13 protein-coding genes are annotated in these 16,430 nt (G+C 41.8%); 8 read left to right on the forward strand and 5 right to left on the reverse strand.

Annotated features, from left to right (window positions below):
* Window positions 1-141 precede the first annotated feature (141 nt).
* The 4 genes from F0226_RS17165 to F0226_RS17180 form a co-directional block, all read right to left on the reverse strand.
* The gene (locus F0226_RS17165; protein ID WP_345776529.1) at window positions 142-1,497 is read right to left on the reverse strand and encodes an ATP-binding protein; all 1,356 of its coding nucleotides are present in this window, start codon (window positions 1,495-1,497) and stop codon (window positions 142-144) included.
* Window positions 1,498-1,608: 111 nt separating this feature from the next.
* Window positions 1,609-2,268 carry a response regulator transcription factor gene (locus F0226_RS17170; protein ID WP_137373074.1) on the reverse strand — a complete coding sequence of 220 codons (660 nt, stop codon included), beginning with the start codon at window positions 2,266-2,268 and terminating at the stop codon, window positions 1,609-1,611.
* Window positions 2,269-2,323: 55 nt separating this feature from the next.
* Complete coding sequence (locus F0226_RS17175) at window positions 2,324-2,716, reverse strand: PepSY domain-containing protein (RefSeq protein WP_171736790.1); 393 nt, start codon at window positions 2,714-2,716, stop codon at window positions 2,324-2,326.
* Window positions 2,717-2,789: 73 nt separating this feature from the next.
* Window positions 2,790-4,532, reverse strand: a complete 1,743-nt coding sequence (locus tag F0226_RS17180) for a DEAD/DEAH box helicase (RefSeq protein ID WP_171736791.1) — start codon at window positions 4,530-4,532, stop codon at window positions 2,790-2,792.
* Window positions 4,533-4,641: 109 nt separating this feature from the next.
* Between F0226_RS17180 and rsuA the strand changes: the two genes are divergently transcribed.
* From rsuA to F0226_RS17195, 3 genes are all read left to right on the forward strand, one after another.
* On the forward strand, window positions 4,642-5,337 hold the full coding sequence (rsuA, locus tag F0226_RS17185) for a 16S rRNA pseudouridine(516) synthase RsuA (protein ID WP_137373077.1): 696 nt from the start codon (window positions 4,642-4,644) through the stop codon (window positions 5,335-5,337).
* 285 nt (window positions 5,338-5,622) lie between these two features.
* A complete protein-coding gene (locus F0226_RS17190) occupies window positions 5,623-6,837 on the forward strand; it encodes a Bcr/CflA family multidrug efflux MFS transporter (protein WP_171736792.1) in 1,215 nt (404 codons plus the stop codon).
* On the forward strand, window positions 6,837-7,499 hold the full coding sequence (locus F0226_RS17195) for a DUF2913 family protein (RefSeq protein WP_171736793.1): 663 nt from the start codon (window positions 6,837-6,839) through the stop codon (window positions 7,497-7,499). Before F0226_RS17190 ends, F0226_RS17195 begins: the two co-directional genes overlap by 1 nt.
* 45 nt (window positions 7,500-7,544) lie before the next feature.
* On the opposite strand, the gene F0226_RS17200 is transcribed toward F0226_RS17195, so the two are convergent.
* Window positions 7,545-8,984 carry a DUF2867 domain-containing protein gene (locus F0226_RS17200; RefSeq protein ID WP_171736794.1) on the reverse strand — a complete coding sequence of 480 codons (1,440 nt, stop codon included), beginning with the start codon at window positions 8,982-8,984 and terminating at the stop codon, window positions 7,545-7,547.
* 99 nt (window positions 8,985-9,083) lie between these two features.
* Here F0226_RS17200 and F0226_RS17205 point away from each other — a divergent pair, with 99 nt between their 5' ends.
* The 5 genes from F0226_RS17205 to nhaA all read left to right on the forward strand — a co-directional run bounded on the left by F0226_RS17205 (window position 9,084) and on the right by nhaA (window position 16,265).
* Window positions 9,084-10,457: an MATE family efflux transporter gene (locus tag F0226_RS17205; RefSeq protein ID WP_171736795.1), complete on the forward strand. Its 1,374-nt coding sequence runs from the start codon at window positions 9,084-9,086 to the stop codon at window positions 10,455-10,457.
* A gap of 123 nt (window positions 10,458-10,580) precedes the next feature.
* Complete coding sequence (locus F0226_RS17210) at window positions 10,581-11,252, forward strand: ABC transporter ATP-binding protein (protein WP_171736796.1); 672 nt, start codon at window positions 10,581-10,583, stop codon at window positions 11,250-11,252.
* Window positions 11,233-13,686 (forward strand): ABC transporter permease, encoded by a 2,454-nt coding sequence (locus F0226_RS17215; RefSeq protein WP_171736797.1) that lies wholly within the window; start codon window positions 11,233-11,235, stop codon window positions 13,684-13,686. The genes F0226_RS17210 and F0226_RS17215 overlap by 20 nt, the downstream gene beginning before the upstream one ends.
* A gap of 2 nt (window positions 13,687-13,688) precedes the next feature.
* Window positions 13,689-14,825 carry a lipocalin-like domain-containing protein gene (locus F0226_RS17220; RefSeq protein WP_171736798.1) on the forward strand — a complete coding sequence of 379 codons (1,137 nt, stop codon included), beginning with the start codon at window positions 13,689-13,691 and terminating at the stop codon, window positions 14,823-14,825.
* A 267-nt stretch (window positions 14,826-15,092) separates the two neighbouring features.
* Window positions 15,093-16,265: a Na+/H+ antiporter NhaA gene (nhaA, locus tag F0226_RS17225; RefSeq protein WP_171736799.1), complete on the forward strand. Its 1,173-nt coding sequence runs from the start codon at window positions 15,093-15,095 to the stop codon at window positions 16,263-16,265.
* The last annotated feature ends 165 nt before the right edge of the window (window positions 16,266-16,430 follow it).

The raw sequence follows: 16,430 nt of genomic DNA on the forward strand, positions 1-16,430 counted from the left end.
TGCTAGATGCTAGATGCTAGATGCTAGATGCTAGATGCTAGATGCTAGATGCTAGATGCTAGATGCTAGATGCTAGATGCTAGATGCTAGATGCTAGATGCTAGCTAAGGCTTCCTTTTATAAACAAGAAAGGTACGAAGCTTAGTCTTTAAATTGATTCAGTATCAATGTAGCTTTTAAGCCGCCCATCGAGCTTTCAGCTAGTTCGAGGCTACCACGGTAACTGTGCGCCATTTCATTCACGATATTCAAACCTAAACCCGTTCCAGGAGTGGTTTCATCGAGTCTCACACCTCGCTTAATGACTTGTTCAAGTTGTTCTGGAGGTATGCCTGTTCCGTCATCTTCAATAATGAGTTCAATGTTGCCATTTTCAAGATCTGTTGAATGAACTCTGATAATACTGTTTGCCCACTTATAGGCATTTTCTAATAAGTTACCGACCATTTCGTCAAGATCGGTCTGATCAACAGTGACTTCCAGTTCAGAATCTAGTTCATTAATTAATGTGATGTCATTGGCGGCATACACCTTATCAAATGCCATTGAAATCGCGTCTATGCGTTCAGAAGGTGAAGACTTTACCGATAGGATATTCATGGCGCCTGCCATACGAGCACGGCCTAAATGGTAGTCGATATGATCTTGCAATTGATTGGCGGGCTGTGACAGTTTTTGTTGCTTTTCTTCAGGTAGTGCAGCAATTTCATTTTTTAACACAGAAAGCGGTGTTTTTAAGGCATGTGACAAGTTTCCCGCATGGTTTCTGGCTCGTTCCAGTAATTCTTGATAATGGAAAAGGAGGGCGTTTAGGTCGGAAACTAGTGGAGAAATTTCTTTAGGGTAATTACTGCTAAGTACTTGTTGCTCTCCTTTTCGAAGCATAGCAAGTTCGCGCTGCATTTTATTTAAAGGTAAAAGAGACCAACTTACCTGTATTCCGATCAAAAGCAGTACGCCAATAAAGAGCAAACCTAAGATTATCCATACCTGACCCGTAAGTTTATGCAGTGTTGACTCAAGAGGATCTTCATCTAGACCGACAATTATAGTGACAGGGTCACTTAGTTCGGGTAGGTAAATGTTTTGTTCAACATAGATCAGGCTTTCACCTTTTGCTCCCTTAATAATCTTACGGATAGGCTTGTCAGTGACAGATAGGTTTTTATCCCATAAAGATCGAGATCTAAGAGTTTGATCTTGTGTGGCTGCGCGCCAGTACACACCACTATAGGGTTGATAAAATCTTGGGTCAGAAAGACGTTCAAGCATGACTAACTGGTTGTTTTTATCGACTTCAATATTGGCGGTTAATTCATCTAAGGTAAGATTCAGCTGCTGTTTAACATCATCAATCAGATAATCATTAACAAGCTTAGGTATACCGATACCTGCCGCTAAGATCATTGCCCCAAGCCAAAAAGCCGCTGCGAGAAGCAAGCGGCTTTTTAAGCTGATATTTTTTAAGTTTGGTTTACTGAGGGTGGCTTTCGGCACGATGAATCCTCTTAATCAGCGCAGAAGATAGTGAGTTATTGAGACCAATGAGCGCAATGTATCTATACGCTCACAGGTAATATCAAAACGGAATTTTTAAGCTTATTACTTTTAATCAACGTTGAGTTGATAGCCAAGGCCACGAACGGTTTTAATCACCTTAGGTGCAATCTTTTTACGGATACGACCGATAAAAACTTCGACGGTATTAGAGTCACGATCAAAATCTTGCTTATAGATATGCTCAACTAATTCAGTTCTCGAAATGACCTTGTCAGCGTTGTGCATAAAATAAGCAACCACTTTATATTCTAAAGCCGTTAAGCTTACCGCCTGACCTTGCCATAATACTTTTGAACTTCTTGTATCTAAGCTTAAATCACCCATTTGAAGAATAGGGGAAGCGTTACCTGAAGCTCTGCGTAATTGCGCACGGATACGGGCAATCAGCTCAACCATTTCAAACGGTTTAGTCAGGTAGTCATCAGCACCAGCATTGAGACCTTCAACACGTTGAGTCAAAGTGTCACGAGCACTTAAAATGACAACCGGGGTATTGATGTTTTCGTCTCGAATGCCTTTTAGTACAGTAAGGCCGTCAAGTTTTGGAAGACCGAGATCAAGAACAATCGCGTCCCACTCTTCAGAAGTCGCACGATAAAGTGCATCAATCCCATCTTGAGACAGTTCAGGTACCCAGTCAGCACCTTCCAGCGTTTTTATAATTTGTTGACCTAAACTTGGGTCGTCTTCAACTACTAAAATTTTCATATTCTTACCATTAATTATTGCTGATTGAGCTTTATTTTTATCGCTGATGGTTACGTTATTTTTTAATTACGTCTTGTAAATTTCGACCTTTGATTTCGAGCATTTCTAACGTTGTCGCGTTGTATTCGACTTTAATTACGTTATTGTCATGAACTAATTTGAGCTCATAAACCCATTCGTCATCATCTTCTTCTAGTTCAACTCGAATTACTCGCCCATTCAACTGAGATTCAATCGTTTCATAAAGCTCAGAAAAAGGTTTGATTAAGCCATCTTTGACGGCGTCATAGACTTCATCTTGATCTTCATCGAATTCAATTCGTGTACCTTCTTTATATACATCCTGTACGAGTTCATGACCATTATTATGATCTTTAGCCATTGCTAGGTTGGGAAACAGCAAAGCACAAAACAAAGATAGGGTCGCAATCATTAGCTTACTTAACATAGCTGATCCAAGGTTAGGTCGATATCCATTAGTATAAAAGAGCTAAGATGAATAGAAAGTGAATCTAGTCAGCTTAACGGTCTTGAAGCTCGTCTTCAAAAATTTTGTCTCGCATTTTCCAAAAACGTCCAGCTTTTCGTGCAATCACAAACTGGGGTGGGCGGAACCTGTGTTGGTTTGCAGCCACTTTACTTGGAGAAGACTCTTCAAAAGGTCGATGCCTGTCGGCTAAGTGTGGTCGAACGAATTGATCTTTGAAGTTCTGCTTTTGTTTTTTTGTTGTAAGTGACCAGAATTCATGAACTTGAGCTTGGTTTTCTCCTCGGTAGGTCACTTTGAGCTGCGACTTTCCTTTATCATCTTTGAAGACATTCAAATCCATCTCTAAGCATTCGAACACTAATGCGTCTTTTAGGTTTAATGCTTCTTTCAGCTTTTTATCAGGGTCGACTAAGGTTGCATCACATTCGTGACATATTCTTGCCGCGATGTCGTTATCGGCGCCACACTCATTGCAGTATTTGGCTCGAAATCGGTAGCCACAATGTTCACGTTCACCTGTATCTTCATCAGTAAAGTAACCTTGGCATTTTCGACCAAAGTGCTCTAACAAAAAGCCATTATTGTCTAGCTTTCCCCAGAAATTATTGTTGAAACCACATGCAGGGCAAGGGATGGTAATTATCTCGCTGTCTGAATCTGGCTTAGGATCACCAACTTCAGGTTGATATAAGTCGTAGCTGTTGCCTGCATAATCGAGTACTAAACATTCTTTTTTACCTTCCGAGAGCCTCAAACCACGACCAACGATCTGTTGATATAAACTGATTGACTCTGTTGGTCGTAAAATGGCGATAAGGTCAACGTGTGGGGCATCAAATCCAGTGGTCAATACGGATACGTTCACCAGAAACTTGATTTTACGTTGCTTGAAATCATTGATGATCTGGTCACGTTCCAGTGTAGGTGTATCACCTATAACAATCGAGGCTTCACCTTCAGGCAATAAACTCAGGATTTCTTGCGCATGTCGGACTGTGGCTGCAAATACCATAATGCCAAGTTTATCTTGAGCGAGGTGAATGATTTGATCGACGATTTGAGGAGTAGCTCGTTTAGACTGCTCAATCACCATATCCAGTTCAGCTTCTTTATATCGCCCTGTACTTGCCGGTTTTAATTGAGAGAAGTCATAACTTAATACTGGTGCGTCAACCATGCGTGCAGGGGTAAGAAAGCCTTCATCGAGAAGATAGCGAATGGGTAATTCAAAAATGCAGTCTTTGAAGAAGCGAGGTTCTTCACTGCGCACTTGCCCACGAGTGTGGTACTGATAAATCCAACCCATTCCCAGTCTGTAAGGGGTGGCGGTTAACCCAAGCACTTTGATTCCAGAATTATTTTCTCTTAAATGGCTGATGACTTTTTGGTAGCTACTGTCTTTTTCATCTGGCACGCGGTGACATTCATCAATAACAAGTAGTGAAAACTGGTTTGAAAATGAATCTAAATTTCGAACAACAGACTGAACAGAGGCAAAGACAACTTGTTGGTCAGTTTCTTTCCGACCAAGACCGGCTGAAAAAATAGACCCTTTTAAATCATACCCTTCATACTTTGCGTGATTTTGTTCAACCAATTCTTTTACGTGAGCAAGAATTAATACTCGCCCTTTGGCTAGGCGTGCAAGTTCAGCGATGACCAAGCTTTTTCCTGCACCTGTCGGTAAGACTAAAACAGCAGGCGTTTGGTGTTTTCGGAAGTAGTGAATAACCGATTTAACAGAGTCAGCTTGGTAAGGTCGAAGAGTGTACATACAGTATCTTGTAAGGTTGTTGGCAAGGCGATCAACAAATAATGTGAAATCGCTCAACTATTTCGGTAAAGGTGACTATAATACCTCACTTAAATCAGATGAGGTATTCATGCGTTTAGATAAATTTTTGTGTGATGCACTAGGTGCAACCCGAAGAGAAGCAACAAAAACATTACACACCAAGACAGTGACGGTTAACGGCGTCATGGTGAAAAGTGGTGCAACTAAGATCACTGAAGAGTGTGTAGTAGAGTGGCAGGGTAACGAGCTACGAGTCCATGGCCCGCGTTACATCATGCTTTATAAACCAGAAGGTTTTGTGTGTTCACATGAAGATGGTTCAAACCAAACTGCATTTGAATTGCTCGATGAAATCAAAATGGACAAATTGCATTTTGCTGGTCGACTTGATGTAGATACTACTGGTTTAGTTTTAATTACAGATGATGGTCAGTGGTCGCACCGTATAACTTCACCTAAGCATAAATGTCAGAAGACATATCGTGTATGGTTGGTTGAGCCAGTTGAAGACGACTATGTTGAAAAATTCAAAGAGGGCATTCAGCTTAAAAGTGAAACAGGGTTAACACTGCCTGCTCACTTAGATGTTAGAGCTGAGAAAGAAGTCTTGCTGACAATCCATGAAGGTAAATACCACCAAGTAAAACGTATGTTTGCGGCACTAGGTAACAAAGTGGAAGCATTACACCGTGAGAAAATTGGTGAGATTGAAATGGATGAAGAATTAGAGTTGGGTGAATATCGCTACCTTACTCAAGAAGAAGTCGATTCTATCTGGAAGTAAATGGTTTAAGTCTAAACCTTTAACGCCAATGATTAGTTGGGTGAGCAATTGTAAGTTTGATGCGATCATCAGTTATATGCACTTACAAGTTAGATAACAGTGACTCCCCAACTTTTTTATCAAAGTTTTTAACTGAAAGAATCTTGTTTTATTAAAGATACCTCTTCGCCTTATCAAGCCGACCAAGGATAGCGTCGGCTCGTGTTATTTGACTGGTACTAGGAAAGTCTCAGCCATTATGAATACCCGATACTCCATTGGGTTCTAGTATTTAGTCGGAGCTATATGCAAACATCGAATCAAAACGTTGCTTCTCAGCCTCAGCAGCCCCAATTAGGTTTGTTGCTATTCTTGATCTTAGGTGCCATTGGCGCACTGACTCCACTCGCCATTGACATGTATTTGCCTGCAATGCCAACGATTGCAAAAGATCTCGGTGTAACAGCAGGCGAAGTGCAAATAACGTTAACCGCTTACACTGCTGGTTTTGCTCTTGGGCAATTGCTGCACGGACCTCTAGCCGATAGTTATGGTCGTAAACCTGTATTAGTCATCGGTGTTGTGTTGTTTGGCATTGCATCGGTGGTCAGTGCGACAACTCAAGGCATCGATGCTTTAACCTATGTGCGCGCTGCTCAAGGTTTTGCAGGTGCGGCTGCGGCGGTAATCATCCAAGCTGTTGTACGAGATATGTTCGATCGTGAAGATTTTGCGCGAACCATGTCATTCGTGACGCTAGTGATGACAGTTGCCCCATTGATTGCCCCAATGATTGGTGGCTATCTTGCTTTATGGTTCGGCTGGCGTTCTATTTTTTGGGTTCTGGCAATTTTTGCTGTGATTGTGATTGCCGCGGTTGTTTGGAAGATTCCTGAAACGTTACCTGTAGAAAATAGGCAGCCGTTGCGCTTTAAAACGACCATGCGTAATTATTTCCGTTTGTGTCGTAACCCTGTGGCGATGGGACTGATTTTTTCAGGTGCCTTTTCGTTTGCTGGTATGTTTGCATTCTTAACGGCCGGCTCGTTTGTTTATATTGATGTCTATGGAGTCAGACCGGATCTTTTCGGTTACCTATTTGGCTTAAATATCGTTGCAATGATTCTGATGACAAGCATCAACGGGCGTATCGTTAAAAAAGTAGGCTCACATGTCATGCTTAAGGCGAGCTTGACTATTCAGCTACTCGCGGGGTTAGGTCTATTTGCTGGCTGGTATTTAGATTTAGGCTTATGGGGAATTGTACCTTTCGTCATGTTATTCATTGGTACGCTTTCGACGATAGGCAGTAACTCAATGGGGCTACTATTAAGCGGTTACCCAAATATGGCAGGTACAGCATCATCTTTGGCGGGTACATTAAGGTTTGGTACGGGTTCTGTTATTGGTGCGGTGGTTGCTATGTTACCAAGTGATAGTGCAGGCCCCATGGCTATTGTGATGGCGATATGTTCTATATTGTCAGCATTGTTATATTGGACATTAGGAAAGAAGGCATAATGTCGAACTATTATATTGAAATTCAAAGACTCGTGAACTCTGCACTAGGTGAACTAGCGGAGCTACACAAATCTAAAAAAGCGGTCGACGCACCCATTGCAAACAACCATTATTTGGTGCGTTGGGTAACGAAAGCCATGAAATCTCAAAGCTTTGATCGCAGTATCGTGGCTGATTTAACCCGCTGGCAAAAACAAGGGCGATCTAAAGGGAACAAAGCTGATTTAATGTTCACTTTTAAACGTATTTCTGCGTTTTATGCGCGATTCTTCCCAGTGGGTGAAGAACCGAAAGCGTTGAAAGACAGTGATGTTGAAGCCTTCATGGATAAGATGTATGAAAAAGGCTGGAGCGTTTCAAGCGAAGATGAATTAACAACAGGTGGAAAAATACAGTTTTTCACTGATGGTGACCATTCTTTCGCCTTATGCGCAAAGCAATGTGACGATTCATTTGATGGCGAAATCATGGCAAGACCAATGAATTGGTTTGTGCGAGGAAACCACCAAGAGTTTATTGAATCGGCTATGGAAGCTGGTTTTATGCTTCACAAAGTAACGGATTATAAATCAGCGGTTAAATACCATGGTGAATATATTGTTTACCCTGAAAATCGCGGTAGTCAATTGGCAGAAATGCCTCTCAGTTTAACTGGGAATTAAATAAAAAATATAAAAGTGCCGTTCGTTTGAACGGCACTTTCAAGCTTAAATCTGTTTCTGAACGGCTTTGGCTTGTTTCTCTATAGCTTTTACCATGCCTTTAAAAATGAATAGGTGTGCTGGCATCATCGCGAACCAATACATTAAACCCATGAAACCTTTAGGGTGCCACCAAGCGGTAATCGTTAACTCTCGGTGTTCTCCTAGATCCGTAATGGCAAGCTCTAATCGACCGAGCCCTGGACCTTTCATTCCAAAAAAAAGCGAAAGAAAAGCGTTGTCTTCAAATCGAATGACTTTCCAAGAATCAATATAATCTCCAACCTTTAGATTAGGTCCTTCAGGGATTTGTCTTATCGGACGTCCGCCACCAAAAAATATATCTAACCATTCTCTAGTCCGCCATAAAGCGTTAGCAAAAAAGTAGCCTTGTTTTGGACTACCAATTTGCTGAGCGATCTTCCATAAGTTTTCTTGGGAGACTGAAGTTTTGATTGTCGCCCCTGTTTTTTTGGGATAATAACCAAATCCAGCCTGCCAACGAGAGAAAGCGGTCGTGTCAAACCCCCATACATTACTTTTAATGAAAGTCCCTTCGGCGTTGATGGCTTTCTCCACCATACTTTCAAAGCTGACTAATGGTTGTGGGTACTTCTCTTGTATTGCTGTGGAATTGGCAATGAAATCGTGCTCTAAGCCTGCTAATAAAGCTCTACCTATACTTGAAGGTACAGAAGTTACTACGCCTAACCAGTAAGACGCCATTTTAGGTGTGAGTAGGGAAGTTGACCACAAACGAAGGGGGCGCTTGGCTATTTTAGCGATATGTTTGAATTGATTTCGGTATGAGACAATATTGGGTCCTCCGACTTCAAAAGTTTGGTGTTTTGAAGGCGGGTCTTCAGCCAAGCACAGTAAATAATGGTTTAGATTTGCAAGTGCAATAGGGTTGGCTTTGGAATCTACCCACTTAGGTGCGATCATTATTGGTAAGTTGTAGACAAAATCTCGCATTATTTCAAAAGCGGCAGAACCTGGTCCAATGATGACTCCAGCTCTTAACTCTGTGATTGGAACGTCTTTAGATCTCAGTACTTCACCTGTTTTTAAGCGAGCTTGTAAATGTTCAGATTGACCCGTTTGTGGTTGGAGAGAACTTAAATAAATGACATGTTTGTTTTTGGGACCCAACGCAGCAGCGAAGTTATTGGCTAATGTCAGTTCGTAATCAATAAAATCATGTCCTTCAGCCATGCCGTGAACAAGGAAAAAGATAAGATCAAAATCTGGGACTAAATCATTTGTTGCAGCTTTGTTTTCCAGATCAAGATAGATAAGCTCTAGATTTTTATGTGGAGTGGTGCGAGCTTTTAGATAGTCGATATGCCGAGCTGCTGCCGTTACTTGATAACCTTGCTCAAGTAGCAATGGGAGCAGTTGCGAGCCGACATAACCTGAAGCCCCTAAAACAAGAACTTTCTTCATATTTGCCCCATTTAGTCATGTGGTTAAAAAGCATTCGTTGATATAATAGCTTGAAAATTTTCTTTTATCATCAATGTCTTCCGTTAGGGTGATGCGCTCATGCTGCTTTCCAATATTCTTTATCACACCAGAGGCGATTTCCTACGCCGTCTTATCGCGATCGCGTTACCTATTACCCTTCAAAGTATTATGTTTTCCAGCCGAGGTTTGGTTGACGTATTAATGCTTGGCCAGTTAGGTGAAGCTGATATTGCAGCTGTTGGCGTGGCAAGCCGAGCGATGTTTGTTACAACTATTATGCTAGTTGGAGTGACCACAGGTGGCGCCTTGCTGACGGCTCAGTATTGGGGGGCAGGGGATAAACAAGGCGTAAGAGAGAGTACGGCATTAACTTGGATTGTTGCCATGTTTTTTGCTGCATTAACGGTCGCTTTTTTTGTGTCATTCCCTGAACAAGTTATGTCTTTAACAACCGATTCTGCTGAAGTGATCAGCTTAGGTGTTGAATACATGGTGATTACGTCTTTGAGCATGTTTGCTGTTGCCTGTGTGAGTAGTATGGCTGTTGGCTTACGAGCGATGCACAGACCAGGCTTAAGTACTTTCTTCAGTGGGATAGGGATCCTGTCTAATGTTTTACTTAACTGGGTGCTCATTTTCGGTAACTTAGGTGCGCCTGCGCTTGGAATTAAAGGGGCGGCGATTGCTACGGTACTAAGTGGGGCAATCGAAGTTGCGTGTTTATTCGGCTATTTATATTTTAAGAAGCACTTACTTGCTTTTCGTTTTTGTGACATCAACGCTGCGGCAACGATAGAAAAGGTAACGAGATTTTTGAAGTTGTCACTGCCAACAACATTCAACTTTTTAGCGTGGGCTGGGGGGTTGTTTGCATACCACGCCATAATGGGACAATCAGGTGTTCAAGGTTTGGCGGCCTTGTCTGTGATGACACCTGTTGAATCTATTTCTTTAAGCTTATTGATCGGAATGTCTAATGCTGGAGCGGTGCTAATTGGGAATCAGCTGGGTGCAAAACAGAATGAAGCTGTCTATTACCAAGCTTTAGGTATAAGTATTATCAGTTTCTTAACCGCTATTGTGGTTGCGGTTGTTCTGTACTTTATTCAAATTCCAATTTTGAATGCGTTCAGCGCCTTAACAGAAGAAACGAGAGCTCTTTCTGAAAAATTCATCGTTGTGCTAAGTATCGGTATTGTTATCCGTTCTATACCAATGACTGTGATTGTTGGTGTGCTTAGAGCTGGCGGTGATGTGAAGTTTTGCTTGTATCAGGATTTGGTCGCTCAGTGGCTCATTGGTATTCCGTTAGCTGCCGTTGCTGCTATGTACTTTGGGTTCAAGCCTGAATGGATTTACTTGTTGTTTTTAACCGAAGAAGTGATCAAATGGTTTGGCTCGTTGTACCGTATGAAAAGTAAGCGATGGATTAAAAACTTAATTGAAAATTAGAAGGAAAGCGTATAAACGGTGCAACATTATGCTTATGGTGTGATCTATCTGCCAAATTGCTTCCTACTAACAGTGAATTAGTGTAGATTCTCACTCCAAATTCTAACTAATGTGAGCTGTTTAATGTTAAAGCTGTCAGACCTATGTAAAGGCTATGTAGATGGGGGAGAATTCCACCCAGTTTTACAAGGTGCTGAGCTGACATTAAACCAAGGTGACCAAATTGCATTAATGGGTGAGAGCGGATCTGGTAAGAGTACCTTATTGAACCTTATTGCTGGGTTAGACATGCCAGATTCCGGTGAAATCGCGTTCTCTCATTTCGAGATGCACAGCTCATCTGAAACAAAGCGTACGGCTTATCGCAGAAACAACATTGGTCATATCTTTCAGCAGTTTAACTTGCTACCAACTCTTAATGTCGCAGATAACATTCGTTTTTGTCGCCAGTTAAAAGGTTTACCTGAAGACAAGGGATTATGGCGTCAAATACTGTCAGCTTTGGACTTAATGCCATTACTAGGGCGTTATCCTGAAGAAGTTTCGGGCGGGCAACAACAGCGAGCGGCTATAGCGCGAGCGCTTTATATGGAGCCTAAGCTATTACTTGCGGATGAACCGACTGGTAGCTTGGATGAACGTAATGCTGAAGCGGTAATGCGCTTACTTACCTCGCTGGCTCGCGAGCTAGAATGTACACTTTTTTTAGTGACTCACAGTGAAAAAGTGGCTCAGCATATGGATGGTAAAATCCGTCTTCAAGGAGGGCAACTGCATGTTATGGCCCGTAGTTAAAGCGCTATTAGGTCATTACCGTCGTCACCCTTTACAAATTATCCTTGTTTGGCTTGGTCTTACTCTAGGTGTTTCTTTACTTGTTGGCGTAACGGCAATTAACCACCACGCTAAGCAAAGCTATACCCATGGCGAAAAACTCTTTTCAAATCCTCTTCCTTACCGAATTCGCCCAAAACATAATGCAAATAAGATCCCTCAAGGCTTTTATATTCAGCTGAGAAGAGAAGGCTTCCAGCAGTGTGCACCATTTGATAACCATCGTGTTACTGCTGAGAATGGTTCAAATCTAATGCTTGTCGGGTTAGATCCTGTTGCCATGCTTCAGCTTCAGCCTGGAGTTGCACTTAAGGAACTGACGACTTTACGTTTAATGCGCCCACCTTACCCAATTCTTGTCAGCGATGACCTTGCTGAATATATGGATTGGAGTGATGGTAGCTATATTGATTTAGCTGATGGTTCTCAACTTGGACCGGTCGTCGTCGATCAGCAAAATCTGATCAATGGTACTCGCTTAATTGCGGATATTTCTTTATTAAGAATGCTGCAAAGAAGTTCAGGTTTATCCGTTATTGCATGTGGTCACATGTCTGCTGAAAAGTATGAAACGTTGAAAAATATGCTGCCTAACGGGCTTACAATTACGCGAAACTCTAAAGCTGAGCTTGAATCATTGACCAGCGCATTCCACATGAACCTGACTGCGATGGGTATGCTTTCATTTGTGGTAGGTCTCTTTATTTTCTATCAGGCGATGTCTCTCTCATTCATTCAAAGACAGCCGCTAGTTGGCATTCTTCGCCAAACGGGTGTCTCTGGCTGGCAATTAGCGAAAGCTTTATGTTTTGAACTTCTGCTTTTAGTCTTCATAAGCTGGATTTGCGGTAATGTGTTTGGTGTTATGCTAGCCAACCAATTGTTGCCAGCGGTATCGGCAAGCTTAGGTGACTTATACGACGCGAACGTAGGTTTGTCGATTGAGTGGAGTTGGGTTTGGAGTGGTTATAGTTTACTTATGGCTCTGACTGGCGCTTTCTTAGCGTGTGTATGGCCGTTAATTCGTCTTCTGCAATCCCAACCTATTCGTTTGTCTTCTAGGTTATCAATACTGCGTTTTGCTGGTTCGGAATTCATTTGGCAAGCGCTTATCGGTTGTGCATTTTGTGTTGCAGCTGTTGCGGTGTACCAAGCCCCTCAAACTCAAGAATCTGGTTTTGCGATAATTGCGCTCATGCTTGTCAGTGTGGCGTTGTTTACACCATTTATTATGTGGAAATTATTTAACAGCCTTTCATACTCATTACGCTGGGTTCGTGCTCGTTGGTTCTTTGCAGATGCTGCAGCCAGTATGAGCTACCGCGGCGTAGCAACGATGGCATTTATGCTTGCTCTTACGGCAAATATTGGTGTTGAAACCATGGTTGGCAGCTTTCGTGATACGACTGATAAATGGCTTACACAGAGATTGGCCGCTGACTTATATATTTACCCAACGAACAATGCAGCTGCTCGAATGAGTAATTGGTTATCTGATCAACCAGAAGTCGATTCTGTGTGGTGGCGCTGGGAGAAAGACATAGCAACACCTAAAGGCAGTGTTCAAGTTGTCAGTACTGGTCCTTCAGAAGGAGAGCTTGAGGCGCTTACGATTAAACTAGGTATTCCTAATTATTGGTATCAATTACACCATTCAAAAGGCGTTCTAATCAGTGAATCTATGTCTCTCAAGTTGAATATACGCCCCGGCGATTATATCGATCTGTATGATAATTTAGGTAATGGTTGGCAAGTGGTGGGTGTTTATTATGATTATGGTAACCCTTACCATCAGGTCATGATGTCTCACCGAAATTGGCTGTATGGATTTGCCGGGCGAGGGAATGTAGGTCTTGGTGTTGTAATTAAAGATGGCATAAACCCACAAGGCTTACGGGATCGTCTTGAGAATGTATTCAGGTTAAGCTCTGAACGCGTTTTCGATAATAATAATATTCATAACCAAGCCATGCGAGTGTTTGACCGAACTTTTGCTATTGCAGATACTCTTGGCAATATTACGTTGATCATTGCTGTCTTTGGTATTTTCTTTGCGACAGTTGCAGGTGAGGTTTCTAGGCAGCGGCATATCTCACTTCTACGTTGCCTTGGTATGTCTGGAAAAGAACTTATCTTAGTCGGTAGTTTACAGTTACTTGTTTTTGGTCTCATTGCATCTTTAATTGCTGTGCCGTTAGGTTTAGCTTTGGCGACCTTGATTGTTGATATCGTTATTAAGCAATCATTTGGTTGGTCTTTGGGCATTCAAGTGATTCCTTGGGATTACTTTGTTACCTTTGCGTGGGCAATGGCAGCTTTAATGCTGGCTGGAGCCTTACCCGTTATTAAAATGGTGAGAAATACGCCGATGAAATCTTTGAGGGATGCGCTTTAACTATGTCTCAACGATCTAAGTCTCAACGACCAAAACTCCGTATTTTATCTTACCTATTTGTGATTGTTTTCTTTGGAATCCTTCTCGGTATTGGTATTTATTATTCTTACTATGCTCAGGTTGGCGAGAAAGGCGTTAACGAAATTAATGCCGTCTTAATGAGCGAAAATAAGAAGGTATTCGAACCAGTTTTACCCGATCGCAATATATCATTACCTCAAGACTTCCAATTCCACCCAGATTTTCAGCATGAATGGTGGCACTACTTTGCTAACGTTGAAGATGCTAGTGGGGAACAGTACTCTATTCAATGGAGCTTCTTTCGAATAGCAACTGATGAAAGAGAAACTACAGGCTGGCAGAGTCCACAACTCTTTATCTCCAATGTTGTGATCACATCTAAATCACAAGTTTGGAAAGAGCAACGTTTAGCCCGAGGTGGCATTGGTCAAGCTGGAATGAATAATCGACCGTTTAGGATTTGGATTGATAATTGGAATTGGCGTACGCTGGGCTCTACTCCTTTCCCTGGTCGCTTGAGTATCAACACAGATACTTTTGGAATAGAGCTCAACAGCATAACCAAAGGTCCTTATGTCTTAAATGGAGAAAACGGATACCAAGAAAAGCATGACTTACTGCCCGTTGCTTCTTATAGTTTCAGCGCCCCATTTTTATCTTTGAATGGTTCACTTACATTAGAGGGTGAAACTAAGACTGTATCGGGCACTGCTTGGTTACAAAAGGAGTGGGGTAGCGGTTTACTGGGAGAAGGTCAACAAGGATGGGATTGGTTTGTCTTTAACTTGGAAGATGGATCTGCTTTAAGTATCAATCGTTACCGCCATAATCAGCAACTGCCTTATGTATTTGGTACCTTAGCGACACGTTCAGGTAAGGTATTCCAGTTGACGGAATCCGATATTGAGATCACGCCATTGAACAACACAACGTTGCTCAATGGACGTCGCTTACCGTTACAATGGATTATCAATGTACCAGAGCACCAAATAAACCTGACGACTCGAATACAACGGCGAGACATGTGGTTGCCTTTTGTCATTCCATATTGGGAAGGACCAATAATGGCGAGTGGTAGCCATGAAGCTAAAGGCTTTATGCAGCTCACCGGTTACTAATTTTTAAGGCCTTCTTTTAAGGCCTTTTTTGTTTCTGTTAGAAACGGTTACTTACAGTCTTATGGGCCTAAGCGGCACATTTCTCTTCTATACTTAGGCTATAAGTTGGATAAAGTGATAGTAAAAACGTTGTATTGTTTAGTATTTGTAGGAAAAACCGAAGTTAAACCTCTGAAGAAATGATTATTTCTTGGTATGAGTTAGCTATAGACTCTAGTCTATTCTTTGTTATTCGTTTATTTAAATAATAAATATAAGGGCGAAATCATGAGCGATGTCATTCGCGACTTTTTTAAAATGGAATCTGCTGGCGGTATTTTACTCGTTATTGCAGCAGCAATTGCGATGTTTGTTGCAAACTCTCCGATGAATGGTATGTACCAGGAGTTCCTTCATACATACGTGTTTGGTATGTCAGTTTCCCATTGGATTAATGATGGCCTAATGGCGGTCTTCTTTTTGTTGATCGGCCTTGAGGTGAAACGTGAGCTTTTAGAAGGCGCACTTAAATCGAAAGAAACAGCCATTTTCCCAGCGATTGCAGCTGTTGGTGGTATGTTAGCTCCTGCACTCATCTATGTGTTATTCAACTCAGGTGATCCAGCAGCAATTCAAGGTTGGGCTATTCCAGCTGCAACTGATATTGCCTTTGCACTTGGTATTATGGCGTTACTTGGTAAACGAGTACCTGTGAGCTTGAAAGTATTCTTACTTGCTCTTGCAATCATCGATGACCTTGGCGTTGTTGTTATCATTGCACTGTTCTACTCAGGCGATTTATCAACCCTAGCACTGACCGTTGGTTTCATTGCGACAGGTGTATTATTCATGCTTAATGCTAAGCATGTAACTAAGTTAAGCGTTTTCTTAGTTGTGGGTGCTATTCTTTGGTTTGCGGTATTAAAATCAGGTGTTCACGCAACTTTAGCTGGTGTGGTAATTGGTTTTGCTATCCCACTGAAAGGGAATAAGGGTGAACATTCGCCGTTGAAACATCTTGAGCATGCTCTGCATCCATATGTTGCGTTTGCGATACTTCCAATATTTGCGTTTGCTAATGCAGGTATCTCTCTTGAAGGTATTTCTATTTCAAGCCTAACAGGTATGTTGCCTCTTGGTATTGCACTAGGTCTGCTTCTAGGTAAGCCTCTTGGTATCTTTACCTTTAGTTGGGCTGCTGTGAAATTAGGCTGGGCTAAATTACCTGAAGGCGTGAACTTTATTCATATCTTCGCCGTGTCTGTGTTATGTGGTATCGGCTTTACTATGTCTATATTCATCTCGTCACTAGCATTTGGCTCTGCCAATGTTGAGTACGACACGCTGGCTCGCTTAGGCATCCTAATGGGCTCTACAACAGCAGCTATAATTGGTTATGCTTTATTAAGTGTTTCATTACCGAAAACTGGTGCAGCATCAACAGCTAAAACAGTATCGTAGTTTAGGTATAGACAATTTGTCTTAATGATAAAAAGCCGTGATAGAATTTATTCTTATCACGGCTTTTTTGTATTCTATTTTCATAGTTCATAGTTCATAGTTCATAGTTCATAGTTCATAGTTCATAGTTCATAGTTCAAGCGCAGGTGAAAATTTTTAAGCAGT

The organism is Vibrio sp. 99-70-13A1, from assembly GCF_013114625.1.
GTDB lineage: Bacteria > Pseudomonadota > Gammaproteobacteria > Enterobacterales > Vibrionaceae > Vibrio.

Bases quoted from the DNA above. Each gene is read 5' to 3' on its own strand.
- F0226_RS17170 (WP_137373074.1), bottom strand. From the start codon at position 2,268: ATGAAAATTTTAGTAGTTGAAGACGACCCAAGTTTAGGTCAACAAATT.
- F0226_RS17175 (WP_171736790.1), bottom strand. From the start codon at position 2,716: ATGTTAAGTAAGCTAATGATTGCGACCCTATCTTTGTTTTGTGCTTTG.
- F0226_RS17180 (WP_171736791.1), bottom strand. From the start codon at position 4,532: ATGTACACTCTTCGACCTTACCAAGCTGACTCTGTTAAATCGGTTATT.
- rsuA (WP_137373077.1), top strand. From the start codon at position 4,642: ATGCGTTTAGATAAATTTTTGTGTGATGCACTAGGTGCAACCCGAAGA.
- F0226_RS17190 (WP_171736792.1), top strand. From the start codon at position 5,623: ATGCAAACATCGAATCAAAACGTTGCTTCTCAGCCTCAGCAGCCCCAA.
- F0226_RS17195 (WP_171736793.1), top strand. From the start codon at position 6,837: ATGTCGAACTATTATATTGAAATTCAAAGACTCGTGAACTCTGCACTA.
- F0226_RS17200 (WP_171736794.1), bottom strand. From the start codon at position 8,984: ATGAAGAAAGTTCTTGTTTTAGGGGCTTCAGGTTATGTCGGCTCGCAA.
- F0226_RS17205 (WP_171736795.1), top strand. From the start codon at position 9,084: ATGCTGCTTTCCAATATTCTTTATCACACCAGAGGCGATTTCCTACGC.
- F0226_RS17210 (WP_171736796.1), top strand. From the start codon at position 10,581: ATGTTAAAGCTGTCAGACCTATGTAAAGGCTATGTAGATGGGGGAGAA.
- F0226_RS17215 (WP_171736797.1), top strand. From the start codon at position 11,233: ATGTTATGGCCCGTAGTTAAAGCGCTATTAGGTCATTACCGTCGTCAC.
- F0226_RS17220 (WP_171736798.1), top strand. From the start codon at position 13,689: ATGTCTCAACGATCTAAGTCTCAACGACCAAAACTCCGTATTTTATCT.
- nhaA (WP_171736799.1), top strand. From the start codon at position 15,093: ATGAGCGATGTCATTCGCGACTTTTTTAAAATGGAATCTGCTGGCGGT.